Origin of the sequence: Phenylobacterium kunshanense (assembly GCF_003254525.1) — a bacterium.
GTDB lineage: Bacteria > Pseudomonadota > Alphaproteobacteria > Caulobacterales > Caulobacteraceae > Phenylobacterium > Phenylobacterium kunshanense.
In genome coordinates this window covers 626565-651251 of the sequence record NZ_QFYS01000002.1, presented here as the reverse complement: position 1 = coordinate 651251, position 24687 = coordinate 626565, and the positions used below count along the sequence as shown (strand labels likewise).

Below are 24687 nucleotides of genomic sequence, written 5' to 3'. Positions count from 1 at the left end.
ATTTTGGCGTTTTCACCACTCATCCATATCATTGGGTGATATGTGTGGACTTAACGGACCACGATCTTCAGACGCTGCTCGACTTCGCGGAGCAGTCGCCCTGGCGACTGCCGAACGGCGATCGCGTTGTGGTTCAGGTGAGGATTTTGGACAAGACCGACCGGCGCCCCCACGGGCTCAAGTACCGTCTCGTCGTTCAAGACGCTGACGGTGAGCGACTATTCGGTTTCGACAACTCGCATGAATATGACGGCTCACCAGACGATGCGCCCTTCGACCACGAGCATGAGTTCGGACGCATACACAAGCGCATTGCATACAATTTCACTTCGGCCAGCGGCTTGGTCGCAGACTTCTTCGACCGCTGTAAGGCCTATTGCGACATGAAACGGATCGAGTTCGCCCTCGACCCATGGAGGTCAGAAGGATGACTAAGATCTCCGGTGATAATCTTCGTGCAAGCTTGCTCAACAGGCTCGCCGGACCACGCGCCATGAACCGGGAGGCGGAGCGCATCGAGGTGTTGGCCGGCGCGCGGACCCGTGAACTCCTTGTCGCGATTGCTCAGTTTCGGCCGCGCTCGATCAGCGAGCTCTCCGCGATCGTCGAGCGTCATCAGCCGAACGTCAGCCGCGGCTTGAACGCACTCGTCCGGACTGGGCTCGTGACGCTCGAAGCAGACGGTCGCGCGAGTGTTCCAACGCCCACGGAGGACGGCTTGCGCAAGGCCGCCGAGCTGGCGGAGTCGGTCGATCTCTCCGACTTTGCGCCGCCGGAAGAAAACGAGGACGATAAGGTGACTCGCCTTCTCAAGATCGAGACATCGACGCGGCCAGGGGACTTACAGACCGATGCTGTGTTGGGTCGATTGGTGCTGTTCGGTCAACATCGAAGCGATGAGGGGGTCGATCTCAACGAGCTCTCAGTACGCCTACTCAAGAACTGGTGGCGGATATTCTGCCGATACGATGATCCGTTCCGCCTTTGCACCTTAACCATCCGGGCGAACGAAGAGACTAGGGCGGGCCCGCTACTTTTAAAGGCGCTGGGCTCGCATATGCAGCTCTATGTCCGTCGCTCGGAATCCATCGACCCGGCCGACAATCTATTTTCGACGGATCTCTCCGAGCGCTCAGCAGAAGAAATCCTGTTGGATCGCGTGGTTCGGCCGGTTGCCGCGTATCTGGAGCGGGGGCGTCGGTTCGATCGTCCAATTCATTCGCTTCTGTCGCGGTTGGAAGACGTCATGAGTTCGAAGCGCGAGCGGGCTTTTGCGCGGACGGCCGGCGGGCTCGGCCTATCGCTCCACGACATGTCCGATGCGTGTGCCGACGCCATCACGCGATTGATCGATGCGCTGCCCGACGAAAGTGCACGACTTGAGTTTGCATCTTCGACCCTACCCGAGGCGTTCGAGGAAAACCTTGCTTGGGCCCATGGAGAACTTAAGGCGCGGCAAGAGACGAATCGCTTTGACGGCCTTCGGGGATGGAAGACCCGGTTGAAGGTGCGGCGGGAGTGGGGGTGGCCAGCCGGCAAGGCCCGAGCCGAAGAATTGCGCCGGCTCCTCAAGCTCGGGGACGACCAAGCTATCGGCGGTGTCGAAGGTCTCTGCCGGCGCTTCGGCGCAGAAGACTTCACGGCTAGCGCAATGAGCGATGATCCCCTACGCGGCTACCGCGGGCGCAAGAACGAAGCCCCCGTTATGGTGGTTCGAGAGAGTGGGCACGCGGGCACCGCCTTCCTGCTGGCGCGCGCGATTGGGGATTACCTCGCTTACGACGACCGCGAAGCGCCGATCTCTGAACTCTTCACTGATCGCCAAGCGATGGGGAGGGCGTTCGCCGCTGAACTACTCGCTCCGGCCGAGGGCGTCATAAACATGATCCAGGAAGGGCAGACTCAAATGGCGGTAGCTCGCCACTATGGCGTCGATCTTCCGGTGGTACGTCACCAATACTCCAACCACGTATGACGGTCGACGGGGCCGGCATCCAACTGAGGATTGAGGCAAGGCATTCTGAAGGACGCCGCCCTTAGAGTTCCGCCAATTCCACATCGCGGATTGTGACCTCTTCGACCGTGCGCACTTCGACGCCGATCCGGAGATCTTTGAGGATCTCGCAAAGACCTACTCCGTCGATGAGATCGATCGCCGGCGCACCATCCCTAACCGCTTCACGCCGGGCCTCCGCGGTGAATGTGCCGGTGGTGATGATGAGCCCCTTGTCTGCACGCCCAACCATCGCGCCTCGGAAATCGCGGACTACACTGGGCCCGACCGATCCCGAGTATCGCTTACACTGGAACAGAACCTGGAAAGATAGAAGATTCATCCTCAATACTCCGGTGCCGTCAATGCCACCATCTCCGGATCGCCCCGTGACTTCGACCTTGGAGAACCCTTTTTCGCGAAGCATTCGCTGGCTAAGGCGCTCAAAGGCCGCGGGAGGTAGGTTCTTGAGTTTCGCCAGTAGTTCCTCGATCCAAGTCAGTGACTCGTCGAGAGCCTGGGCAAGTTCAGCTGCTTCGTGGCGTGCAAAATCTGCGACAGAGCTATTGTTCTTGCCTGCTTTCCGCGCTGCGTGGCCTGCTTGGTGAACCTGTTTGGGAATATCCAAGACCTCAGGCTTTGAGACCGCGGCACCTCTCGGTGTCAGGCGCCACACACCTCGCTCACTGTTCTCTAAGACGCCGCCCTTCTTGAGATAGGTCCTCGCCCACGCCATTCTATAGTCGACCTCGGACCGGCCAGTCTCGCCGTGCTCAGTGTTCCGCTGTTCTTCCGAGAGATGCATCGCCGTCGCGACATCGTCGACCATTTCCTCGATTGTCATAGAGCCGCCGTGAATTCTCAGCCGCTCGACAATGGGCCACAGGTAAGCATTGTAAGTCGGTACTTCAGGATTTCTGGCCACCTGCGCCCCCACAAAGTCCACCGCTCCCGATAGCGTGCGGCGGCTGCGCGCGGTGATCAACTCCTCCGCTCAAAATGGACTCTGCCACATGACCGCCGCGCCGCTAGGCCGACACCATACCGGGGCCTATCTGGCCCTCTCCGCACTCGCCCGTGTGCCAGGGGAGGTAGAGGGTCTGACGGGCCTGGATCAGGTTCGGGTTGGGGCGAGGGCGCGGGAAACGCGATCTCGAGCGCCCGTGGAGGATCAATGTCCGAGAGCTAGATCATGGCTTCCACGGCCCATCCGTCGGCTTCGTCGCCGGACGGTTGCGAGGGCCTGTTCGCCTGGTACCGGATCCAGGCGGCGGCGATGTCGTCGTTGGGGACGCGCGACCAGTCGTCCATCCAGTCGGCATCGTGGTCGGGCGGAGGCATGGCCGCAGGGTGAGCCCGTGCGGGTTAAGCGGCGGTAGTCGACGGGAGCCGCTGGAAGAGCGCAGTGCGGGCCACCGCCCCCTCCACCGCTTCGCGGTCCCCCTCCCCCGTGAACGGGGGAGGTTTCTTCGAGGCCCCAGCAGCCTACCCCACCGCCACCGCCTCCGGCGGATCGGCCACCAGCGTCCCCGCCGGCGGCGCCTTCAGCACCTCGCGATAGTCCGCGCGCGGGTCGAGCCAGGTGTGGGCGGCGGGGCGGTCGAGGATGACCGGCTGGCGGTTGTGGAAGGGGTGGAGGTCGTCGCCGGGGGCGGTGTCGATCATCACCATGGTGTAGCTCTGGGTGTGCTCGCCCTCGTGCGCGTGGTCGGCCCAGAGGCCGGCGATGAAGAGCGGGGCGCCGTCGGCGCGGGCGATGGTGTGGCGGGTCTTCTTTCCCGTGGGGCCGGTCCATTCGCAGATGGCGCTGGCCGGCACGAGGCAGCGGCGGGACGTCGCGGAACGACAGCTTGGCGTGCATCTCCTCGGAGCCGCAGGTGTTGGTGGGGAGCGTCCACGCCTTGGCCTGGCCCTTGTGGAAGAAGGGCGCCACGCCCCAGCGGCCGACGTCGATGGCCTCTGAAACATACGAAGCCGAAATTCGGCGGCCATATTGCGCGTACACGATGAGGGCGGAGGCGCGGTGGGGGCGGGCGTCGGCATGGGAAACGACAGGGCCAGGATTGTCAGCGGCGAGATCGTGCGGGCCGGCCGCGCCCTGGTGCGCATGAGCCGCGAGGAGGTCGCGGCCGCGGCGGGCGTGAGCCTCGAGACGATCAAGCGCCTGGAGAAGGCCAGGGGTCCCGTCCGGGCGCACCCCGACACGATCGCGCAGATCATCGCCGCGTTCGCCGAAAGGGGCGTGTCGCTGCGCTATGACGACGACTGCTCGGAGCTGATCGCCTTTCACGGCGACACGGCCATCGGCGGAAGGCCGGCCGATGGTGGCGAGCCCGACGCCGCCGATCTGCACCGCCTGGTCTATATCAGCGAGGCCGACACGCCGGCCGGCGAGATCGACGATCTGCTGGAAACCGTCCGCCAGCAGGCGGCGCGGCGGAACCCTCGGCTGGGGGTGACGGGGGCGCTCTGGTTCCAGGACGGGTGCTTCCTGCAGGCGCTGGAAGGGCCGAGGTCCAGCCTGGAGGCGCTGTACGGGATCATCGCGCTCGATGCGCGGCACCGCCGGCCGCTCCTCTTGGAGCACGCGACGGTGGCGCAGCGGACGTTTCCGCAGTGGATGCTGTGCCGGCGTCACCAGGCGGACGGCCTGATCGGCGTCCCGACGCTGTCGCCCGCCATCGCCCCTGGCGCGGCGCTGGCCCTGCTGCACAGCCTGGTGGACCAGCGGCCCTAGACGGAGGCGCTGTGGTTGAGATGAGACGGGGCGTAAGGCCCCTAGATCGGACAGCTCGCCACCTCGAGCTGGAGCATCGCCAGCACGCGGCCGAAGCCGATGTACTGGCCGGCCATCATGGCGAGCTCCAGGAACTCGGCGTCGGTGAAGTGGCGGCGCATGGCGGCTACGTCGTCGTCGCCGATGTTGTGGTGGTCGACGGCCATCTTCTCCGCGAAGTGGATGGCGGCGCGCTCGCGCGGGGTGAAGCCGGCGTTGTCGGCGTCGTCGACGCCCGAGGCGGCCTCGTCCTCACCCACCACGGCCGGGGCCATGCGCACGGTCTTGCAGAGCACGCAGCCGTTGAGGGTGGCGATGCGCAGGCGGACCAGCTCCTTCAGGCGCGCGTCGAGCACGCCGGCCTCGCCCGTGTGCCAGGGGTAGTAGAAGGCCTGGTAGGCCTGGACCAGGTCCGGGTTGGGGGCGAAGGCGCGGGCGAAGTGGCGGCCCAGCCAGTTCTCCTCGGGCGTCGCGTCGTGGATGGCCTTCAGGTAGGGCGGCAGGGCCTCGGGCTCGACGAGGGGCATGCGGGACATGGCGGCTTCCTCCGGTGATCGTGCTTGGGTCTTCCGGGCCATCCTGCACCCGAAACGGCGTGCCCCTGCGTCAGCGAAGTGTCGGTTTTCCTTGACCTACCCGGCGTGCGGTCGCCGCATTGGCGGGGCTGCACGGAGGGTTTGCGATGATCAAGCTGGTGTACGTCATTGTCCGGCGCGAGGGCCTGTCGGCGGGGGAGTTCCGCGACTACTGGCTGACCCGGCACGGCCCGCTGGTGGCGGCGCAGGCGGGGGCGCTGCGCCTCAGGAAGTACGTCCAGAGCCATCCGTTCGACGATCCCGCGAGCGAGGCGATGCGCGCGGTGCGGGGCATGCGCGGCCCGGCGGACGGGGTGACCGAGGTCTGGTGGGACTCGCTGGAGGATTTCCAGGCCGCCTATGCGACGCCGCAGGGCCAGGCGGCCGGGCGGGTGCTGGCCGAGGACGAGGCCAAGTTCATCGACTTCGAAAGGTCGGCCGTCTTCCTCACCGAGGAGCACCTGATCTTCGACCACACGGGCGGCAAGGGGCCGGGGCCGGAGGCGGTGAAGGCGACCTACCTGCTCACCCGGCGCGACGGCCTGACCCAGGCCGAGTGCCACGAGACCTGGCTGCACGACCACGGCCCGCTGGTGGCGAGCTTCGCCGCGCCGCTGAAGATGGCCAAGTACGTCCAGAGCCACGCCATCGCGCCCGAGGTGAACGCCGGGATGCAGGCGGGCCGGGGATATGAGCCGCCGCTGGACGGGATCACCGAGGTCTGGGTGAACACGCTGGAGGATCTGGCCGGCGGCGAGGGCGCAGCCGAGGCGGCCGCCGCACTGGTCGAGGACGAGCGGCGCTTCGTGCAGATGGACCGCTCGCGCCTGTTCCTCACCCGCGAGCACGTGATCTTCGACCACACGCGTTGAGCGGCGGCCTCAGCCGATCGAGTCGTCCTCGGCGGATTCGCCGGGCGAGGCCCCGGCCGGCGCCTGGCGGGCCGTCTGACGCTCGTCCGCCTCGGGGCTCAGGGCCTGGCGTTCGGGAGAGCCGGGCTCGGGGGCGTGCGGATTCGGATGTGCCGGCCGCGGCGCATGGGGTGCGGCGCTCGCCGGCGGCTCGACCTCCACGGCCCTGCGGTTCTGTTCGCCCATGGCGAGGTCCTCCTGCATTCGCTGGAGGAAGGCGGGAGGGGCGCTGGGGGTTCCGGCGGGCGCCTAGACGGGGTCGAGGCGGTGGGGCCCGCTGAGCCGGCGCTCGGTCGCGGACCAGAGGTCCAGGCTCGGCGTCTGGCCGGGGCGCAGGGCGAGGGCCTGGCTGTGGGCGTCCTCGCGGTGCTCGGCTTCGATCCACGCGGCCCAGGTGACCGTGCCGGAAGCGTCCTGGAGATAGGCTCGGAAAGTTTGCATCGCCTGATGTAGGGCCTGCGGCCGCCGGGCGCCAGCGCGACGGATGGCCTCGCCGGTGCTCAGGCGCGGCGGCGGGCGGCCTCGAAGGCGGCGGCGAAGTCGAGGAAGGCGCGGACTCGCGGGACGTGACGCATCCGCTCGTGCACCACCAGCCAGTCCTCCACCTCGATCCCCGGCAGCTCGACGCAGGCGCTCAGCCCGGGCTCGCGCCGGAAGTAGGCGGCGGGCAGCACGGCCAGCCCCAGGCCGTGGCGGGCGTTGGCGATCATGTTGAGCGGCGAAGAGGTGCGGTAGTCGATCCGCGCGCCCGGCACGATCCCCAGGATGATCCGCTCCAACACGGCGAAGGGGCCGCTGTCGCCGCCGATGAAGACGTGGCCGTTCAGGTCCTCGACCGAGGCCGGCCGGCCGTGGCGGGCGTAGTAGTCCTCGCTGCCATAGACCCCGAGGGGCGAAGGACCCAGGCGACGGGCGAAGACCCCCGCCTCGGTGGGCCGGGCGCCGCCGCGGATGGCCACGTCGGCCTCGCCGGCGGCCAGGTCCAGCCGGTCGTCGGTGACGATCACCTCCACCTGCACCTGGGGATACTGGGCGCGGAACTCGCGCAGCGCCGGCGCCAGACCGTAGTTGGCGATGATCTCGTTCGTGGTCACGCGCAGCACGCCCGAGACGCGGCGGCCCTCGGCCCGGGCGGCCACTTCCAGCGCCGCGGCGGCGGCCTCCACGGCCTCGAGCCGCGGCAGCAGCAGGAGGCCCTGGTCGGTGATGCGCAGGCCGGTCTGGCTGCGCTCGAACAGCGTGACGCCGAGGGCGGTCTCCAGGGCGGCGATGCGCCGGCCGACGGTGGGTTGGCTCACCTTCAGCGCCTGCGCGGCCGTCAGCGCGCTGCCGGTGCGGGCGGCGGCGAGGGCGAAGCGGACGTCGTTCCAGTCGAGCGGGGACATGTTCAACATTTCTGTAGAACGCAAGGTCACGCTTGTCGATTGAGCGCGCTGCAACCGGGGCGTATCCCAGCGTCGGCTGAAGGACGACCGACGTGAAGCTCTACTACGACCCTCTCTCCACCACCTCCCGCCCCGTGATGCTGTTCCTGGCCGAGCATGACCTGGCGGTCGAGATGGAGGCCCTGGACATCATGTCGGGCGAGACGCGGTCGCCGGCGTTTGCGGCGCTGAACCCGAACCTCACCGTGCCGGTGCTGGACGACGACGGCTTCGTGCTGACCGAGAGCTCGGCCATCCTGAAGTACCTGGCCGACCTCGCCGGCTCGCCGGCCTACCCGACCGACCTGCGCGCCAGGGCCCGCGTGAACTCGGCCATGGACTGGTTCAACACCAACTTCTCCAAGGATCTCAACGGCGACTACGTCTATCCGCGCCTGCTGCCCGAGTTCATGCCGCCACACCTGCTCGCCCCGGAGGTGACGGAGCGCGCGCTGGAGCGCGCCGGCCACTGGTTGGGCGTGCTGGACGGCCACATGCTGCGGGACCGCTACGTCTGCGGACCGGAGATCACCATCGCCGACTACTTCGGCGCCGCGCAGACGGGTCTGTCCCAGGCCGTCGACTTCGACCTCTCGCCCTGGCCCAGGGTGAAGGCCTGGCTGGAGCGGATGCAGGCCCGCCCCGCCTGGGGCGAGGTGCACGCCGCCTTCTACGGCCTCGTCGCCTCGCGCCGGCAGCTCAGCAAGGCCGGCTGACCCCACCCAGACCCACAAGCCCGCCCTCCCCCGCGCCGTCACCGGCGCGGCTCGACGGCGCGCGCCCTCGATTTCCCAACCGCAAAGGACTCCCCGCCATGCGAAACCTGATGCTTTCCTTCGCCACGCTCGCAGTGTTGGCCGCCACCCCGGCAGCCGCCACGGTGCTGACGTTCGACATCGACAACACCAAGCCGAACAACAGCCTGGCCATGAGCCAGGCCTACGGCGACCGGGTGACCGCCACGGTCCAGAACGGCGCGACCTACGGCGTCGGCGCCGAGGGTTTCACCCCCAACGTCCTGGCCAGCTATTCCGGCGGCACGGCCGGCTCGCTGATCCGCTGGACGACCAACTACGGCGACCTTGTCAACGTGCTGGAGAACGAGGTCGACGGGGCCAGCGTGCTCGAGGTGACCCTCACCGCCGACGCCGGCTACCAGGTGAACCTGTTCGGCTTCGACCTCGGCGGCTGGCCGCAGTCCGACTACACCCTGCCGGGCCTGCAGGTGATCGACGGGGCCTCCAACGTGCTGTTCTCCCAGACCAACGTCCTGGTCCAGGGCAACGGCGTCGGGCCCCGCCACACCACGATCGATTTCGGCGCCGGCCTCAGCGGCCAGTCGCTGACGCTGCGGCTGAACCTCGCGGGGCTCAACAACAACAGCGACAACATCGGCCTCGACAACGTCCGCTTCGGCCAGTCCGGCAGCCCGGTGGGCGGCGTGCCCGAACCCTCGGCGTGGGCGCTGATGATCGCGGGCTTCGTCGGCGCCGGCGTGGCGTTGCGGCGCCGGCGGCTGGCGTCCGCCCTCTAGATTGCGACCGCTCGGCGGCGGCGGAGCATCATGCCTGCGCTCATGAATCCCGTGATCATGATCGCCCAGGTAGAGGGCTCCGGCGCCGCCGAGACCGTCTTGGCCGTGCCGGTGGCCACGAGGTTGTCGAAGGTCGTGCCGGTGCGGGTGATGCTGTGGTCGCTCGCGAAGCGCAGGCGCAGGTTGACGACCTTGCCCGCGAAGGGCGTCAGGTCGTAGGTCGCCCGGCCCGCGGCCATGCCGGTCACACCGGGCGACAGCAGCTTCTCAACGAAGCGGTTGTGGACATTGGGCGAGGCGATGAGCGGCGACGTGAAGTTGAACGCCTGGCCCTCAATCGCGCCCAGGAGGTTCCAGCCGTCCCAGCCGTACTCGGTGTTGGTGTTGTAGTCGAAGGCGATCAGGGCGTCCGTCACGCCGGTGAGGTCCAGCTTCAGGTCGTAGTGCGACTGCTCGTTGTTCCCGTGATAGCCGTTGACGTGGCCCATGCGCCCGCCACCCACGGCGAAATTGCCGAAGAGCTGCTCATCGGCGCCCAGGCCGGCGCTGAACTCCTGCTGGAACAGCGTCACGACCGCGGCCTGGGCGGGCGCGGCGGCCACGGCCACGGCGGCGATAGCGCCGAGGGCCAGGGTCTTGGCGTTGAGAGTCATGGGGAGTGCTCCTTTCAGGGACTGACGGCCGGCGGGGAGGCCGGGCCGGCGTTGGATTGGGCAAGCCGCTCCAGGGCGACGGCCAGCGCGTCGTCGGCAGGGACGGCGATGTCGGGCGCCACGCCACGGCCCTCCCAGCCGAGGCCGGTGTCGGGGTCGTAGGTGCGTCCGATGGGAACGAAGGCCGAGAAGCCGTGCGGCAGGTCGACCATGCCGCCGAACCGGCCGGCGCCGGTGGTGGTCTCGCCGACGATCACGGCCCGGCGCGTCCGCTTCAGTCCGAGGACCAGGTGCTCCGCCGCCGAGGCGGTCCGCCGTGAGGTGAGCACGTAGACCGCCGCGTCGCGCAGCCGCGCCTCGGCGGCGTCGGGCTGCACGATGTGGTCGCGGCGGACGATCCCTTCCGGCGCAGACTGGCGCACCATGGTTGGGGCGACCGAGATCGGGACGTCGCCCTCGGCGTCGGCGCGCGTGTCCATCCGCAGCAGCGTTGCCGGTTTGGCGTAGAAGAGCGGCAGGATGGCGTCCATCGTGTCCTGCCCCCCGCCGCGATGCGGCCGCAGGTCGAGGACTACGGCCCGCGCGTCGGCGTGGGCCAGCAGGAAGGCGCGCGCGGCGGCGCCCGTCTCGGGTCCTTGCGGGAACTCGTTGAACCGGAGGTAGGCGACATCGCCGATCATCCGCGCCTCCTCCAGGCCCGGTGGGCCGCTGGCGCGGGTGCTGGCCGGCAGGTCGGCCGCCGCCGCGCGGCTGGAGCGAACCCCCGCGGGCGTCAGCCGCAGGTGGCCGTCGGGCGCCACCGCTTGGAGGTCGGCGGTGACGGCGCGGCCGAACTCGGCCCTGTCGGTGATCGCTGCATAGGCGTTGCGAGCGGCCTGCTCGCGCAGCCTGGCGGCGTAGCGGCGTCCGGCGTCGGCATCTGCGAAGCGGCGCGCCAGGATGCCTGCCAGGCGCTCCAGCACTTCGCGCTGTTCGGTGGGCGAGAGGGCCGTCCGGGCGGCGGACGGCGCCGCCTCCGGCGCGGCGGGAACGCCCGCGACGGGCGTTGCCGCCGCGGCGAGCGCAAGGACGAGGGGCGGAAGGAGGAGGGGCATCGCAACTACCGGGGATGAGGGGCCGCCCTGATCCCCCCTCGGCGGCGTCACGTCGCGGCGTTTGCGACCGAACGACGGTGAGTCGACCGATCGACGGCCCTGCGACGAAGCGGCGACGAAGCCAGGCGTCAGCCCGCCGCGGCCACGCTATGCTGCAGGTCGCTCCCCGCCCCGGAAGCCGCCCGGATATCCTGTTGCCTCACACGTTCTCGACGCCCGACAGGGCCGCATGGCCTCCGCCGCCGGCTGTACTGCGGCTGACGGCGGGCCTCTGGGCGCTGGGCGCCGTCGCCATGGTCGCGAGCGGCGTCGCCACCCGCTTCGAACCCTTGCCGGTGAATGGGCTGCGCGCCGTCCTCATGGCGTTCGCCGGCGTGGCCCTCAGCTTCGGCCTCTGGCGCATCGCGACCCTGCCGGTGCGTCCACGCTGGGCCATTCTCGCCCTCGTCCTGGGCCTGGTGGCGGCGACGGCGGCGCATACGTGGCTGGACCTGCGGACCGACGCTCTGCTGCTCGACTGGCTCGCCCCCGGCCCGAGCGTGCGCCGGATCGTTTCGGACAGCGCCCTGCGCATCGCGGTGATGGCGCTGATCGCCGAGAGTCACATCGTGATCTTCGCGAGCCTCTATGCGGTCTTCGGGATGGGGGCGACGATCCTGCGGTCGGCCGCCGAGACCCGCGAACGCGAGGCCCAGCTCGCGGCCGCCCGAACCCTGGCCGTGAGCGCCCAGCTCGCCATGCTGCGACACCAGCTCAATCCCCACTTCATCTTCAACACGCTGAACGCCATCGGCTCGCTCGTCGCCATGCGCCGCAACGACGACGCCGAGACGATGATCGACCGGCTGTCGGACTTCCTGCGCGCCTCGCTCGGCGCGGACGCACATCCCCTGGCGACGCTCGACGGCGAACTCAACACCCTCCAGAACTACCTCGACATCGAGGCCGTCCGCTTCGGGACGCGCCTGCGGGTGGTCTATGATCTGGAGCCCGGGCTGGGGGCGGCGCTGATCCCCAGCTTCCTCCTGCAGCCGCTCGTGGAGAACGCCATCAAGCACGCCGTATCCCCGGCCCTGGTGCCCGTGGACGTCCGCCTGTCCGCCCGGCGAGACGGCGACGATCTCGTGGTGGGTGTCGCCGACAGCGGCGCGGGCCATGTCGCCGCCCCCGCGCCCGGGACGGGCACCGGCCTGCGAAACGTGCGCGAACGGCTGGCCCTGCTCTATGGTGACAGGGCGCGCCTGGAGGCTGGCCCCTGCGGCGACGGCTTCCTGGCCGAGGTCCGCATGCCGCTCCAGTGGTCCGAGGGGCGCCCATGAGCCCCGTGCCGCTCCGGGTCGTCATCGCCGACGACGAGCCGCTGGCGCTCGAGCGTCTGGCGCTGGCGTTCCGCGACATCGACGACGCCGAGGTCGTCGGGGCCGCGACCAACGGCCTCGAAGCGCTGGAGATGATCACCGCCCTGCGGCCGGACCTGGCGGTGCTCGACATCCAGATGCCGGGGCGTACGGGTCTCGGCGTGGCAGGCGCCCTCTCGCCCCATGACCGGCCCGAGATCGTCTTCCTCACCGCCTTCGACGGCCACGCCGTGGACGCCTTCGACGTCGAGGCCGCCGACTATGTGTTGAAGCCCCTGCGCCTCGAGCGACTGCGCCAGGCAGTCGAACGCGCCCGGCGGCGACGGCACGGCGGCGCGGCGCGCGAGACCGCGCCCGAGACCCATTCCGACGGGTCCGGCGAGGGTTTCTGGGTGCAGGGCCGCAGCGGGCTGGTGCGGGTGGACCTGAGCCAGATCTCCTGGATCGAGGCGGCGAAGGACTATGCGATCCTGCACACGGCCAGCCGTTCGCACATCCTGCGGGCCACCATGGCGTCCATCGCTGAACAGTTTCCGCCGCCGGCGCTGCTTCGCGTGCATCGTTCGGCCATGGTCCGCCCGGCAGTCGTCCAGGCCCTGCGGACCTCCGGAGCCGGTGGTCAGGTGCTGATCCTTGTGGACGGCACGGCCGTGCCTGTCGGTCCGAGCTACCAGCGGCGGGCCCGCGCCTGGCTCGCCCGCGCGCCGTGAGACCGGGGCCGACGGGTCAGGCTCAGACCGGGTCGAGGTGGTAGGCGCCGCTGAGCCTGCGCTCGGTCGCGGACCAAAGGTCCAGCGTCGGGGTCTGGCCCTGGCACATGGCCTGGGCGATGCCCTGGGCGTCGTCGCGGTGGGCCGCTTCGATCCACGCCGCCCACGTGATCGTGCCGGACGCGTCCTGGATATAGGCTCGGAAAGTTTGCATCGCCTGATGTAGGCCCCGCGGCGGCCAATAGCCAGCACGGGCGATGCGCCGGGCCGCGGCGGATCCGCCCGCTCCGCCAATCAAATCGGATTGCGATGTCTGCGGCTGAGCAGGAACGCGCCGATGAGGCCCGCCACGAGGGCGCCTGCCCCCGCGCCCAGCCAGGTCGCGAGCGCGCGGGCCTCCAGCAGCCAGGCCACGGCCGCGAACAGCGCCAGCCAGGGGACCAGCAGGACGAGCACGAAGTAGGGTGTGCGCGATCCCGTGGGCTCACCAGGGTGCAGATAGGCGCTGGCGTAGTCGTAAGGCCCCTTGCCCGCGGCCTCCTCCAGCGCCTTGAACGAGGCCTTCCGGTGGAAGATCACCTGGAACAGGTCCCCGATCACCCGGGCGTTGTCGAAGTAGCCGGCGTGCGAGGCGCCGGGCGCGGGGAAGCGGAAGCTGGCCACGTGCACATTGTCGATCCGCTGGCGCTTGGGCGCGGCGGCGGTGGGCGACTGCAGGGCGCCGCTGATGATGTCGCCCTCGTCCCAGTAGTTGATCCAGTGGATGTGGGGGTGGCGATTGTCGCTGAACGGCGCGTCGCCGATGTCGCCGCGCAAGGTTTCGACCACCCGCTTGTAGCGGTGGAAGGCCGAGGCGTAGCTCTCGAAGAAGTACTCGATCTTGTCGATCGGGCTGCCCAGGGTGATGAAGTGCTCGATCTTGCCCAGGGGCACGGGGCCGCCCATGACGTCGGTCGGGTTGAAGGCGCGGTTGCGGCGGGTGAGCGCCAGCAGGGCGTCGTGCGCGATGCTGGTTCCCAGACTGTGGGCCACGATGACAACGCGCTCGCAATCAGGGTCGCACAGCACGTGGGTCAGGGTCTCGAGGGCGTTGTCGATGACCTTCTGACGCGCCACGTGCTTGAGGTCGGTCTCCTCGTAGGTGGCCCAGGCCTCGACGTCGCCCAGGTAGTCGGTGACCAACTTGCCCAGGCCCAGCAGGCTGGCGAGCGAGACCGCCAGGGTCGCGGCGGTCCTCCAGTCGACCTTCAGCGGCACGTCCGCCGTCTGGAGCAGACTGGTGAGCAGGGGGATGCGGGCCAGGCCCTGCAGCGCCCAGACCAGGCCCAGGACGACGCCGGCCGCCGAGAGGACCAGGGCCAGCGCCATGGTGGTGAGGACGAACGCGTTGCGGAGTTCCTCGCGCACGTAGAGAGCCCGCCAGGCGCGGGCCAGCGTCTCGCGTCGCCTGGCCGTCTCGGGATGGCCCTCGGACTCGCGGGCGACGAAGGCCAGGAAGTCCTTGAAGGTCCCGCCGGGATAGTCGCGCAGGGCCTCGGGCCCCTCGAAGTCGTTGTAGAGTCCGATCAGCCCGTCGAAGTCCCGGGCCTCGACGCCCGGCGGCGGCGGGCGGCCGCCATCGAACAGGGCCGCCAGCGCGGCGCGGCGCAGGCGCTGACGCTCGCGCCAGGGCGCCGGCAGCGTATGCCACGGCCTCAGCGGCTGGCGGAACACCCACTGGATGACCCGGCGCACGGAGTCGGTCTGGGCCATGATCGGCGCCCAGTAGATCTCGTAGAAGCGGACGGAACGGGCGTTCTCGAACTTCGGGCCGGTCGAGAACACGGTGCGGATGTAGGCGATGATCCCGCTGGCGGGGTTCGGCCGCAGCGGCTCGACCCGAGGCCTGATCTTGCTCAGCATGCCGATCGAATTGCCCTTGGCGTGCTGGCGCTGGAGATACTGGTCCAGGCGGTCGACCAGGCGGCTCGTCTCCTCGTAGCGGCGCTGGCTGCCGATCCCGTGGACGTAGATCACGCTGGTGAAGGGCGCTCGCGCCTCCGGACCGGCGTCGGCCTTGGGCCTGCCGGCCTCGGGTTCGATGGCTTGGTCCTGGACTTCAGGCATGTGGCGCCCCTGAGGCTGCGGACACGCTACCCGACTTCCGCGAGAATTGAACCCAAGTTCTACTCAGGCGACTCCTCCCGCAACCTGCGGGCCGAGGCGGCGATCATGGGCGTCTGGTCTGGGGAACCTTGCGAGGACGGCGCGGTTCCGGGCTGTGGATCAAGGAGCTTCCCATGGGACTGTTCACAGCCATTCGAGACAAGATCTTCGGTCACGCCCGGACGAGCGCGCCCCCCTCCGCCGCGCAGGCGACCCCGGCTCCTGCGCCCGCTCTCCCGACCGCTACTCCGGCGCCGGCTAGCCCGGCCGCGCCGGCGGAGCCGGTGGATGTCGAGGCCGTCCTGGTGGCCATGGCCGAGCTGCAGGGCGGCGACGGCGGGAACTGGCGGACCTCCATCGTCGACCTCCTCAAGCTGCTGCACATGGACTCGAGCCTGGCGGCGCGGACGGAACTGGCCGACGAGTTGGGCGTCCACGCGGGGCCCGCCGGCTCCGCCGAGCAGAACATCGCGCTGCACAAGGCGGTGATGCGCAAGCTGGCCGAGAACGGCGGCCGCGTCCCGGACAGCTTCTACGCCTGAAGCGCTGGCGACCCGCCGGACGACCGGACAAAAAAAGCCCCCGATCCGGCCAGATCGGGGGCTTGAGAGTAGGCCGCGGCTCAAGGGCTTCCGCAGGCCTGGGCGCCGGGTGGGCGGGCCGACCCGCGCTCCCCCCCAGGAGCCTGGATCGGCCGGACCGGACGGGCGAACCCATCCGGCGACACCCGGCGGAGGTTTCGGCGCCTTGCCCATCGAGGCGAGGCGACACCCGAAAGGACGCCGCCCCCAGCGCCGCGCACCAGCGGGAACGGGGCGGCGAGATCGGGGCCTGACCGTGGGCCAACTGTCGGGTCCGCCCACGGCCGGGAAACGGTCGAAACCCAGGCGCACAAGACCAGCCACGCCGTCGAATCGACAGGCCCTCGATCCGATCTTTCCCCGAGCAATCTCCGATCTTTGCGACGCTAACGATTGTGCTAAGTCGATAGAGGGGGGTGGCACGGCGACAACGGCGCGCGCGCCTACGGGAACGGGACCTTGAGTTCGATTCAGCTGGCCCACGAGGCCGCTTTCGCCTTGGGCGCGCTCGATGTGCGACCGCCGACGCTGGAAGTGGTCTCGCCGCATGGACGGGAAGTGCTGCAGCCGCGCGTGATGCAGGTGCTGGTGGCGCTGGCCCACGCGGACGGCGCCGTCGTGAGCCGCGACGACCTCATCGCTCGCTGCTGGGGCGGCCGGGTGGTGGGCGAAGACGCGATCACGCTGGTGATGATGAAGCTGCGCAAGCTGGCGGCGCGGCACGACGACCCATTTGCGGTGGAGACGGTGCCGCGCGTCGGCTATCGTCTTGCAACCTCGACGATGAACGCCATTCCTGACAAGCCTGCGTTGAAGACGCCTTCGCCGGGAGCGCGGCCCCGGCTCGTGGTGCTGGAATTCACTCATCCGCCGGGCGACGACGACCAGGCCTGGTTCGCCGAGGCGCTGGCCGACGAGCTGACCGCGGGCCTGTCCAAGTCGCCGCTGCTGTCGGTGATGCCCCGCCAGTCGCTGCTCACCTCAGACGTGGTGGGCCATGGCCCGGCCGCCATCTGCGAGCGGCTCGGCGCGGACTATGTGCTGGACGGCAAGGTGCGCAGCCTGGGCGGCAAGGTGCGGGTGTCGGTGGACCTGATCCACGGCGCCGATGAGACCAGCGCCTGGTCGGCCCGGTACGACCGCCCCGTGGACGACCTGTTCTCCATCCTCGGCGAAATCACCACCGCGATCATCGGGACGGTGGAGCCGGCGGTGCTGGAGCGCGAGGAGACGCGGGCGCTGCAGACGCCAGAGCACAGCCTGGAATTCTGGCGCCTGTTCGTGCGCGGCCGGCGGCACTTCTGGCGATCCACTCCCGATGACGTCCGCCAGGCCGAAGCCCTTCTGGAACAGGCTTTGAAACTGGAACCGGACGATGTCTCGGCCCTGGCGATCCTGGCGCACTGCAAGCTGTTCGACGTGTGGGTGGGATCGGCCCAGAATCCCGGCGGGGCGATCGCCGAGGCGCACCGTATCGCCATGCGCGCCGTCTCGGCGGGCGGGTCGGACGCCTTCGCGCACTACACCCTGGGCGTCGTGCTCTCGCTGATGGGCCGGCCGGCGGAGGCCAAGGCCGAGCAGAGACGCGCACTCGAGCTGAACCCCTATCTCGCGGCCGCCCTGGGGGAGCTTGGCCGGCTGCTGGCGTTCGACGGACAGGCCGAGGAGGCCATCGCCTATTCCGACCGCGCCATTTCGGCGAGCCCCAACGATCCCCACGCCTGGCTCTGGTTCCGCAGCAAGGCGTTGGCCCGGTTCATCGCCGGCGACTACGAAGGCGCGGCGCGGGACGCCGCCGACGCCTGCGCCCGGGGACCGAACCGCTTTCCGCTGCACTTCCTGCTCGCCGCATGCCACGCGGCGGGCGACCGGATGGACGAGGCGCGGCGGGCCCTGGAGGACGGCGAGCGGCTGGCGCGATCGCGCGGGGGCGTCGGATCGGCCCCGCCGGGTGGAAGCGCCTATACGCTGGACGCCTTCGCCACCGGGCACCCCTTCACGCGCAAGGCCAACCTGGACCTTATCGTTAAGGCTCTGCAAAAGTCTGGCTGGCACCCTTCCTAGGATGACAACCTAGGCGAGACCGGGGCGAACACCCCGGTATGGGGAAAATGTCCGACGCGACGGCGCCGAAGAAAGTCACCATCCTTGGCGGCGGGATGGGGGGTCTGGTCACCGCGTACTATCTGTCGAACCAGCCCGACTGGCAGAAGCACTACGACATCACCCTCTACCAGCTCGGCTGGCGACTGGGCGGCAAGTGCGCCTCCTCGCGCGGCCCGAACGCGCGCATCGAGGAGCACGGCATCCACGGCTTCATGGGCAGCTACTTCAACGCCCTGCCGATGATGTCGGAGCTCTACGCCGAGCTGGGCCGCCGACCGGACCAGCCCATGGCGACGTTCGAGGAGGCGTTCCTGCCCTCGAACCTGACGATGCTTTGGGAGTGGGACAACGGAGCGCTGAAGCCCTGGCCGGTGCGCACGCCGAGCAATGCCATCCCGCCCACCGACGGGTCCTACTACAAGGGCGTCGGCACGGCGATCGAAGCGATCCTCGAGGAGATCGCCAAGATGCTGACCACGGCCCAGGGTGTCCCGGGCCTGGTGGGTGATGGCCTCAAGCTGTTCATCGACAACGCCCGCAAGAGCCTGGCGACACCCCTCACCGAAGGTCCGGAACATCCGCTGGTGGCCGAGATCCAGGGGGCCCGCAAGCTGATCGCCGGCGCGGTCAAGGCGTTCGCGGCCGCCGCGCCCGGCATGGCCAGCAAGGCCGACGACCTGCGCCGGGCGCTGCTGACCCTCGATTTCTACGCCACGCTCATCATTGGGACGCTGGTCGACAATGTGGCCGCCAACGGCTTCGACGGCCTGGACCAGGAGAACTGGAGCGACTGGCTCACCCGTCACGGCATCCACCCGGCCACCCTGGCCTCGCCCATCGTCATGGTGACGGTCAACATCTGCTACCAGAGCCCCAATGGCGACACGAGCCGGGCCGCGCGGATGGGCGCCGGCTGCTACCTCGACTGGACCCTGCGCTCCTGCGCCTACATGGGCTCGCTGATCTGGAGCTTCGGTTCGGGCACGGGCGAGACGGTGGTCGCGCCGATGTACGAGGTGCTGAAGCGCCGCGGCGTGAAGTTCGAGTTCTTCCACAAGGTCGACGCGCTGCGCCCGACCCACGGCGACCGGCGGCGCATCGGGTCGGTCGAGATGACCGTGCAGGCGACGCTGAAGGACCCGGAGGCCGGCTACCGGCCGCTGATCGACGTGAAGGGCCTGCCCTCCTGGCCGAAGACGCCGCTGTACGATCAGCTCCGCGAAGGCGAGTACCTGCGGGCGACCGGCATCGACCTGGAATCGTATTGGAACGGCTGGCCTGACGCGAGCCATCCCCATCTGAAGACGCCGAAGGTGCTGCACGCCGGGGTCGACTACGACGAGCTGGTGTTCGCGATCTCACTGGGCGCGATCCCCTACCTCTGCAAGGACCTGATCGCGGAGGACGCGGCCTGGCGCGGGATGGTCGACCACCTGCCGGCCCTGACCACCCAGGCGATGCAGGTGTGGCTGTCGCGCGACCTCTACGAGCTGGGCTGGGCCGAACCGTTGAACCCGGCCAAGAACGAGCTGGCGCTCAGCGGCACCTACTTCTGCCCGCCGAACGGCAACGCCAACTTCCCCGACCTGCTGAAATGGGAGGACTGGCCGGCCGACAACATGCCCAAGGCGCTCTGGTACTTCTGTGGCCTGATGCCGGACTACGAGCCGCCGCCGCCGTTCACCGACACCGACTACCCGCGCCGGCAGAGCGAGCGGGTGAAGGCCCAGTGCATCCAGTATCTGCAGTCGTCGATCGGCACGATGCTGCCGAAGGCGACGGTGCGGGCCAACAACGGGCTCGGCGATCCCATGGGCCTGGACTTCGACCTCCTGGTGGACACCCGGGACGGCGGCGCTCAGGGGGTGCTGCGGTTCGACAGCCAGTTCTGGCGGGCTAACATCGATCCCACCGAGCGCTATGTCTCCTCCCCGCCAGGCAGCGTGGACTACCGGCTCGAGGCCTGGGGCTCGGGATATGAGAACCTGACCCTGGCTGGCGACTGGATCTACACGGGGATCAACGTCGGCAGCTTCGAGGGCGCGACGATGGGCGGGAAGCTGGCCTCCTACGCGATCAGCGCCTATCCCGCCCTGGACACTGTCATCGGCTATCCGACGGTCCCGCGGCCGCCCGGCGTCTCGGGGCGCGACCACGTTCCGCCGCCGCACCTGGACGGGGAGGTCCCGCCACTGCGCCTGGTGGGGTAGCCCTCCCTGCTTGAGCGGAGTCAAGGCGCCCGCCGCAGCCGAAGCGCAGAGATGGGGCGTTTAATGCAGGAGCCGAACGAGATGAGCGACCCTGTCCCGCCCCGCTCGCTGCTGCCGGGCCTGATCCTGACGCTCATCGGGGCCGGACTGTCGGCGCTGGTCCTGGCGGCGAACACCGGCGGCCCGCCAGAACTGGAGAAGCTGGCCTGGAGCCTGGGCCTGGCCGCGGGCCCGCTGGTGCTGGGCGTCGGCCAGGTGCTGCTGCTGACGGGCCTGTGGCTGCTGTGGCGCGCACGCAAGGGATCGAAATAGCGAAAGGCCGCCCCATTGCTGGAGCGGCCTTTCCATAGTCGGACCGCTGCGCGGTTCGCGACCTGCCTTAAGGCTTAGGCGCGGACCCCGTTCACGGAGGTCCAGGTCACGGTCACCGCTGGGCGGTTGAAACTATGAGACACTGGGTCACCTCCTTTCAGTTGTTGAAGACAGACCGAATATGGGACGGGTCGCGCGCTCGCGCAAACGCCGCGCGCAGCTTCATTCCGCCGCAGCGTGCGCCGAGCCCATGAATGGCGTCAGCGAGGCGCCCTCCGCCTCCCGCTCGCGCAGCGACATCCGCCGGCGCAGCGCAGGTATCGGCCGACTGAGCTTGTCCACCACCGCCAGGGTGGCGCGGTATCCGGCCTCGACGGCCTGGTCGTAGGCCTCCCAGTCGCGAATTTCGATCCGGGAGACATCGGGCTGAACCAGCACGTCGGTCGCTTCCCGCGCCGCCGCCAGGTCGCGCCCCGTGGACACCGTCGCCGTGCGCATCAGCAGCGAGACGATCGGCGGGCCGAGCCGCCACTGGCCCGAGCGGATCCACCGCCAGACCGACGACGGGCGGGCGACGTCGCTGGCCGTGATGCTCCGCGCGGTCGTCACGTCGACGCCGATGATCGGGCCGCTGTGGCCCGCGCGCATGATGTCGGCCGGGAAGTTCTTCATCACGGCCCCGTCGACCAGCACGTTCTGGCCGTCGGTGGCGGGCGGCATGACGCCGGGCAGCGAGATCGACGCCCGGAGCGCCTGGCGCAGCAGGCCGCGGCGATGAAGCTGGTAGGCGCCCGTGGTCAGGTTCGACGACAGGCAGAAGAACGGCAGCCAGAGGTCGGCGATCTGGGTCTCGCCGAAGTGGGTCGCCAGGCGCTCGCCAACCTTGACCCCGTGGGTCATGGCCAGCAGCGGCAGCGCGATGTCGTCCAGGGGGCTGGAGGTGACGAAGGCCTGGCGCAGACGCATGTCCATCTCGGCCTCGTCCCAGCCCATGGCCACGCCGGCGGCGACGATGGCGCCCATGGACGATCCGCCCACGTAGTCGATCGGCACGCCGCGCTCGCGCAGGGCCTTGATGGCGCCGACGTGCGCGTAGGCCCGGGCGCCGCCGCCCGACAGCACCAGGCCGACCGCCTGTCCCGTCAGGACCCGCGCCAGCCGGGCGAAATCGGCGTCCTCGCCGCGCCGGACATGGAAGACGCGGGCCGCGCGCGTACCGTCGAGCCAAGCCTCCGACCCCTGCGGCTGGGCCAGGCCGGACGGCTGAACCAGGATCAGGTCGACCAGCCCCTGCTCCTGCAGCGTGGCCGACCCCGGCGGCGGGCCCTCCATATGGGCCGGCCGGTCGCCGCGCCCGACCTGGAACAGCCGGTCCACCTGCCGCGGCACGAAAGGGGCCCAGGCGGTCTCGTCGCGCTCGGCCACATAGAGGACGTAGTCGTGGACTCGCTCCACCTCCGAGAACCACTCGGTGGGCGCCGAGGCCGCCTCGGACCCGACGGTGGTGACCGCGTAGCCCAGCGATGCGATCTGGCGCTCCAGGCGTTCCACGAGCGGCCGGATCGGTCCTGGGCGCCCGGCAGGCACGAAGCCGAACACCGACGGATCGCCCACCGGGCCGCGGCGGGCCACCTGCCGGCTGCGCAGGATCATCAGCCGCGCGAGCTCGGTCATCACCTGGGCGTCGGCGTCGCAGGCGGCGAAGAAGGCGTCCTTCGGGATCGAGAAGATCTCGGAATCGCGCAGGGCGTAGACGTCGGCCGAGTGCTCCACGCCGGCGATCAGCGCCATTTCGCCCGCCGGCTCGCCCGGCCGGATGATCCCGAGGAAGTGCGGCTCCTGACCATCTTCCCGCCGGAACGCGCCGAGCCGGCCGGTGCGGACGACGAAGAGCTGGTCGGAGCTGTCGCCCTGGCCGAACAGCTTGTGGCCGCCGGGCAGCGAGAACCACACGGTCGCCTCTCGCGCACGCGGCTGGCGGAACAGCCGGGCGAGGACCGAATCGGCGGGGATGTCGGGCAGCGGACCCACGGTTCGGGAGGGTAGCGCCGCCGTGCGCCGACCGCTATGCCTGCCGCCGAGCCAAGGAGTTCCATCCAGTGACCAACGAGATCGCCCACCCGCTCGTCGAATTCCCGGACGTGAGCGCCACGACCGACCTGGTGCACATCCAGGCCACCCAGGCGGGCGCGGTGACGGTGACCATGAACCGGCCGGCGAAGAAGAACGCCTTCAACGACGACCTGATCTCGGCGCTGGAGGAGGCCTTCCAGACGCTGAAAGGCGCCGAGGGGGTGCGGGTGGTGTTCATCCGCGGGGCCGGCGGCACGTTCTCGGCCGGGGCCGACCTCGACTGGATGCGGGCGGCGATCGAGCGGACCGAGAGCGACAACCGGGCCGACGCCTTCGCCCTGGCCCGGATGCTGAAGGAGCTGCACGACCTGCCGGCGCTGACCGTGGCGCTGGTGGACGGCGGGGCGTTCGGGGGCGGCGTGGGCCTGGCGGCCGCCTGCGACCTGGCGATCGCGACGCGGGATGCGAAGTTCAGCTTCTCAGAAGCGCGGCTGGGCCTGATCCCCGCCGCCATCAGCCCATATGTGATCGAGGCCATCGGTCCGCGCACGGCGCGCGGCCTGTTCGCCACCGCGCGCGTCTTCGACGCCGCCCACGCCGAGAAGATCGGCCTGGTCTCCGAACTCGTGGACGACGCCGCGGGCCTGACCGCCGCGGCGCACCGGATCGCCGGAGATATCCTGGCCTGTGGTCCCGATGCGGTGGCCGAGTGCAAGCGGCTGGTGGAGGACGTCTCCGGACGGGTGATCGACCACGCGCTGATGGAGCTGACGGCGCACCGGATAGCCGCCGCGCGCGTGAGCGCCGAAGGCCAGGAGGGCGTCCGCGCCTTCCTCGAGCGCCGCAAGCCGCACTGGGCGCAGGGCGAGTAAGGATCTGCGCCGCCATGCCGGTGCACATGATCAAGCTGGTCGTCGGCGCGGCCACGATCGATGACCTGCTGGACTGGCGCGCGGCCCATGCGCGGGCGGGCGAGCCGTGGGTGTTACGCACCCGCATGACGCCCAAGCGCGCCGACGAGATGGTGGACGGCGGCTCGGTCTATCGGGTCTTCAAGGGCGTGATCCTGTGCCGTCAGCGGATCCTGGACGTGAACACCGTCGGCGAGGGCGTGACGGCGCGCTGCGAGATCACCCTGGACGAGCAGATCGTGCGCGTGGCGCCGACGCCGCGCCGGGCGTTCCAGGGCTGGCGCTACCTGGAGGCCAAGGACGCCCCGCCCGACCTGGACGAGGCCGCCTTCGGCGAGATCCCCGAGGAGCTTGCCCGCCAGCTCCGCGAGGCGGGGGCCTGGTAGGCTAGTCTCCGAGATTGTCGATCAGGCGCGCCTTGCCGAGGTGCGCGGCGGCCAGGACGCGGATCGGACCGGACGCCGGGCCGGGGCCCAGGCGCTCCAGGGTCTCCGGGACGCGGGCCTCGACATAGTCGACCTTCGCGAAACCGGCCGCCAGCAGCTCAGCAACCGCCTCGGCCTCGACGGCCGCGACCGGCTCGGCGGCGCGCAGGCGGTCGTGGACGCGGCGCAGGACCTGGTTCAGGCGCCCGGCCACCGGACGCTGCTCGGCGGTGAGGTAGGCGTTGCGCGACGAGAGGGCGAGACCGTCCTCGGCCCGGGCCGTCGGCGCCCCGATGATCTCGACGGGAATGTCCAGGTCGCGGGCCAGGCGGCGGATGACCTGGAGCTGTTGCCAGTCCTTCTCGCCGAATACGGCCACATCGGGGGCGCACTGGTTGAGGAGCTTGGTCACGACGGTGGCCACGCCGGCGAAATGTCCGGGACGCGCGATGCCGTCCAGCGGCTCGGAGACGCCGGCGACGGTGACCGTGGTGGAGGCGCCGGGCGGATACATCTCGGCGACGCCGGGCGCGTAGAGCAGATCGCACCCCGCGCTGGCGAGCAGGGCCGCGTCGCCCGCCTCGTCGCGGGGATAGGCCTCGAAGTCCTCGTTCGGGCCGAACTGCGTCGGGTTGACGAATACGCTGGCCAACACTCGGTCGGCCCGGGTGCGGGCGAGACGCACGAGCGACAGGTGGCCCTCGTGCAGGGCGCCCATGGTGGGCGTGAAGCCCACGCGCAGCCCCTCGGCGCGCCACGCCCGGACGCGGGCGCGCAGGTCGGCGATGGTGCGGACGATGGGAAGCGACGTCGACATGGGGCGGCTTATGGGCCAGCGCCGCCCCCCTCGTCCATCCACAGACGGCGACGAACGATCGCGTTGACGCCGGGGGTCG

27 protein-coding genes are annotated in these 24687 nt (G+C 69.8%); 14 read left to right on the top strand and 13 right to left on the bottom strand.

Annotation, left to right across the window (positions count from 1 at the left end; genetic code table 11):
- Positions 1-44 precede the first annotated feature (44 nt).
- Positions 45-431: a toxin-antitoxin system TumE family protein gene (locus DJ019_RS07545; protein WP_111275356.1), complete on the top strand. Its 387-nt coding sequence runs from the start codon at positions 45-47 to the stop codon at positions 429-431.
- A complete protein-coding gene (locus DJ019_RS07540; protein WP_165843924.1) occupies positions 428-1975 on the top strand; it encodes an HVO_A0114 family putative DNA-binding protein in 1548 nt (515 codons plus the stop codon). Before DJ019_RS07545 ends, DJ019_RS07540 begins: the two co-directional genes overlap by 4 nt.
- A gap of 61 nt (positions 1976-2036) precedes the next feature.
- Here DJ019_RS07540 and DJ019_RS07535 read toward each other — a convergent pair whose 3' ends face one another.
- The 3 genes from DJ019_RS07535 to DJ019_RS20910 all read right to left on the bottom strand — a co-directional run bounded on the left by DJ019_RS07535 (position 2037) and on the right by DJ019_RS20910 (position 3961).
- Positions 2037-2978, bottom strand: coding sequence for a restriction endonuclease (locus tag DJ019_RS07535; protein WP_240606394.1), 942 nt, complete (start codon positions 2976-2978; stop codon positions 2037-2039).
- Between the two features lie 200 nt (positions 2979-3178).
- Positions 3179-3334, bottom strand: coding sequence for a hypothetical protein (locus DJ019_RS20915; RefSeq protein WP_165843923.1), 156 nt, complete (start codon positions 3332-3334; stop codon positions 3179-3181).
- A 144-nt stretch (positions 3335-3478) separates the two neighbouring features.
- Positions 3479-3961 carry an SOS response-associated peptidase family protein gene (locus tag DJ019_RS20910; RefSeq protein WP_276309985.1) on the bottom strand — a complete coding sequence of 161 codons (483 nt, stop codon included), beginning with the start codon at positions 3959-3961 and terminating at the stop codon, positions 3479-3481.
- A 73-nt stretch (positions 3962-4034) separates the two neighbouring features.
- Here DJ019_RS20910 and DJ019_RS07525 point away from each other — a divergent pair, with 73 nt between their 5' ends.
- A complete protein-coding gene (locus tag DJ019_RS07525) occupies positions 4035-4730 on the top strand; it encodes a BLUF domain-containing protein (protein ID WP_111275353.1) in 696 nt (231 codons plus the stop codon).
- Between the two features lie 41 nt (positions 4731-4771).
- Here the strand turns inward: DJ019_RS07525 and DJ019_RS07520 are convergent, their stop codons facing one another.
- Positions 4772-5305 carry a carboxymuconolactone decarboxylase family protein gene (locus DJ019_RS07520; protein ID WP_165843921.1) on the bottom strand — a complete coding sequence of 178 codons (534 nt, stop codon included), beginning with the start codon at positions 5303-5305 and terminating at the stop codon, positions 4772-4774.
- Positions 5306-5451: 146 nt separating this feature from the next.
- On the opposite strand from DJ019_RS07520, the gene DJ019_RS07515 reads away from it, so the two are divergent.
- Positions 5452-6216, top strand: a complete 765-nt coding sequence (locus tag DJ019_RS07515; RefSeq protein ID WP_111275351.1) for an EthD domain-containing protein — start codon at positions 5452-5454, stop codon at positions 6214-6216.
- Between the two features lie 9 nt (positions 6217-6225).
- Here the strand turns inward: DJ019_RS07515 and DJ019_RS07510 are convergent, their stop codons facing one another.
- The 3 genes from DJ019_RS07510 to DJ019_RS07500 all read right to left on the bottom strand — a co-directional run bounded on the left by DJ019_RS07510 (position 6226) and on the right by DJ019_RS07500 (position 7640).
- Positions 6226-6441, bottom strand: a complete 216-nt coding sequence (locus DJ019_RS07510; RefSeq protein ID WP_133255260.1) for a hypothetical protein — start codon at positions 6439-6441, stop codon at positions 6226-6228.
- Between the two features lie 63 nt (positions 6442-6504).
- Positions 6505-6696, bottom strand: coding sequence for a hypothetical protein (locus tag DJ019_RS07505; RefSeq protein ID WP_111275349.1), 192 nt, complete (start codon positions 6694-6696; stop codon positions 6505-6507).
- 59 nt (positions 6697-6755) lie between these two features.
- Positions 6756-7640, bottom strand: a complete 885-nt coding sequence (locus tag DJ019_RS07500) for a LysR family transcriptional regulator (RefSeq protein WP_165843920.1) — start codon at positions 7638-7640, stop codon at positions 6756-6758.
- A 92-nt stretch (positions 7641-7732) separates the two neighbouring features.
- On the opposite strand from DJ019_RS07500, the gene DJ019_RS07495 reads away from it, so the two are divergent.
- Together DJ019_RS07495 and DJ019_RS07490 are read left to right on the top strand one after the other, a co-directional pair.
- Positions 7733-8395 (top strand): glutathione S-transferase family protein, encoded by a 663-nt coding sequence (locus DJ019_RS07495; protein WP_111275347.1) that lies wholly within the window; start codon positions 7733-7735, stop codon positions 8393-8395.
- Positions 8396-8493: 98 nt separating this feature from the next.
- Positions 8494-9213, top strand: coding sequence for a PEPxxWA-CTERM sorting domain-containing protein (locus DJ019_RS07490; protein WP_111275346.1), 720 nt, complete (start codon positions 8494-8496; stop codon positions 9211-9213).
- On the opposite strand, the gene DJ019_RS07485 is transcribed toward DJ019_RS07490, so the two are convergent.
- Both DJ019_RS07485 and DJ019_RS07480 read right to left on the bottom strand, forming a co-directional pair.
- Positions 9210-9866 carry a PEPxxWA-CTERM sorting domain-containing protein gene (locus DJ019_RS07485; RefSeq protein WP_111275345.1) on the bottom strand — a complete coding sequence of 219 codons (657 nt, stop codon included), beginning with the start codon at positions 9864-9866 and terminating at the stop codon, positions 9210-9212. The two genes, DJ019_RS07490 and DJ019_RS07485, sit on opposite strands and share 4 nt — an antisense overlap.
- A gap of 14 nt (positions 9867-9880) precedes the next feature.
- Positions 9881-10960, bottom strand: a complete 1080-nt coding sequence (locus DJ019_RS07480) for a S41 family peptidase (protein ID WP_111275344.1) — start codon at positions 10958-10960, stop codon at positions 9881-9883.
- Positions 10961-11154: 194 nt separating this feature from the next.
- On the opposite strand from DJ019_RS07480, the gene DJ019_RS07475 reads away from it, so the two are divergent.
- Positions 11155-12279 (top strand): sensor histidine kinase, encoded by a 1125-nt coding sequence (locus DJ019_RS07475; RefSeq protein WP_165843919.1) that lies wholly within the window; start codon positions 11155-11157, stop codon positions 12277-12279.
- Positions 12276-13028, top strand: a complete 753-nt coding sequence (locus DJ019_RS07470) for a LytR/AlgR family response regulator transcription factor (RefSeq protein ID WP_111275342.1) — start codon at positions 12276-12278, stop codon at positions 13026-13028. Before DJ019_RS07475 ends, DJ019_RS07470 begins: the two co-directional genes overlap by 4 nt.
- A 22-nt stretch (positions 13029-13050) precedes the next feature.
- Here the strand turns inward: DJ019_RS07470 and DJ019_RS07465 are convergent, their stop codons facing one another.
- Both DJ019_RS07465 and DJ019_RS07460 read right to left on the bottom strand, forming a co-directional pair.
- A complete protein-coding gene (locus DJ019_RS07465; protein WP_111275341.1) occupies positions 13051-13242 on the bottom strand; it encodes a hypothetical protein in 192 nt (63 codons plus the stop codon).
- 80 nt (positions 13243-13322) lie between these two features.
- Positions 13323-15134 carry a hypothetical protein gene (locus DJ019_RS07460; RefSeq protein WP_111275340.1) on the bottom strand — a complete coding sequence of 604 codons (1812 nt, stop codon included), beginning with the start codon at positions 15132-15134 and terminating at the stop codon, positions 13323-13325.
- 173 nt (positions 15135-15307) lie between these two features.
- Here DJ019_RS07460 and DJ019_RS07455 point away from each other — a divergent pair, with 173 nt between their 5' ends.
- From DJ019_RS07455 to DJ019_RS07440, 4 genes are all read left to right on the top strand, one after another.
- Entirely contained in the window at positions 15308-15715 is a 408-nt protein-coding gene (locus DJ019_RS07455) for a DUF3597 domain-containing protein (RefSeq protein ID WP_111275339.1), read from the top strand.
- A 498-nt stretch (positions 15716-16213) separates the two neighbouring features.
- Positions 16214-17818, top strand: coding sequence for a winged helix-turn-helix domain-containing tetratricopeptide repeat protein (locus tag DJ019_RS07450; RefSeq protein ID WP_111275338.1), 1605 nt, complete (start codon positions 16214-16216; stop codon positions 17816-17818).
- A 47-nt stretch (positions 17819-17865) separates the two neighbouring features.
- Positions 17866-20070, top strand: a complete 2205-nt coding sequence (locus DJ019_RS07445) for an NAD(P)-binding protein (protein ID WP_165843918.1) — start codon at positions 17866-17868, stop codon at positions 20068-20070.
- An 81-nt stretch (positions 20071-20151) separates the two neighbouring features.
- Complete coding sequence (locus DJ019_RS07440) at positions 20152-20382, top strand: hypothetical protein (protein ID WP_133255259.1); 231 nt, start codon at positions 20152-20154, stop codon at positions 20380-20382.
- A 222-nt stretch (positions 20383-20604) separates the two neighbouring features.
- Here the strand turns inward: DJ019_RS07440 and DJ019_RS07435 are convergent, their stop codons facing one another.
- Positions 20605-22413: a patatin-like phospholipase family protein gene (locus DJ019_RS07435; protein WP_111275335.1), complete on the bottom strand. Its 1809-nt coding sequence runs from the start codon at positions 22411-22413 to the stop codon at positions 20605-20607.
- A 68-nt stretch (positions 22414-22481) separates the two neighbouring features.
- On the opposite strand from DJ019_RS07435, the gene DJ019_RS07430 reads away from it, so the two are divergent.
- Positions 22482-23327, top strand: coding sequence for an enoyl-CoA hydratase-related protein (locus DJ019_RS07430; protein WP_111275334.1), 846 nt, complete (start codon positions 22482-22484; stop codon positions 23325-23327).
- Between the two features lie 14 nt (positions 23328-23341).
- Positions 23342-23752 carry a DUF1489 family protein gene (locus tag DJ019_RS07425; RefSeq protein WP_111275333.1) on the top strand — a complete coding sequence of 137 codons (411 nt, stop codon included), beginning with the start codon at positions 23342-23344 and terminating at the stop codon, positions 23750-23752.
- Position 23753: 1 nt separating this feature from the next.
- On the opposite strand, the gene panC is transcribed toward DJ019_RS07425, so the two are convergent.
- Positions 23754-24608: a pantoate--beta-alanine ligase gene (gene panC / locus DJ019_RS07420; protein ID WP_111275332.1), complete on the bottom strand. Its 855-nt coding sequence runs from the start codon at positions 24606-24608 to the stop codon at positions 23754-23756.
- Positions 24609-24687 lie beyond the last annotated feature (79 nt).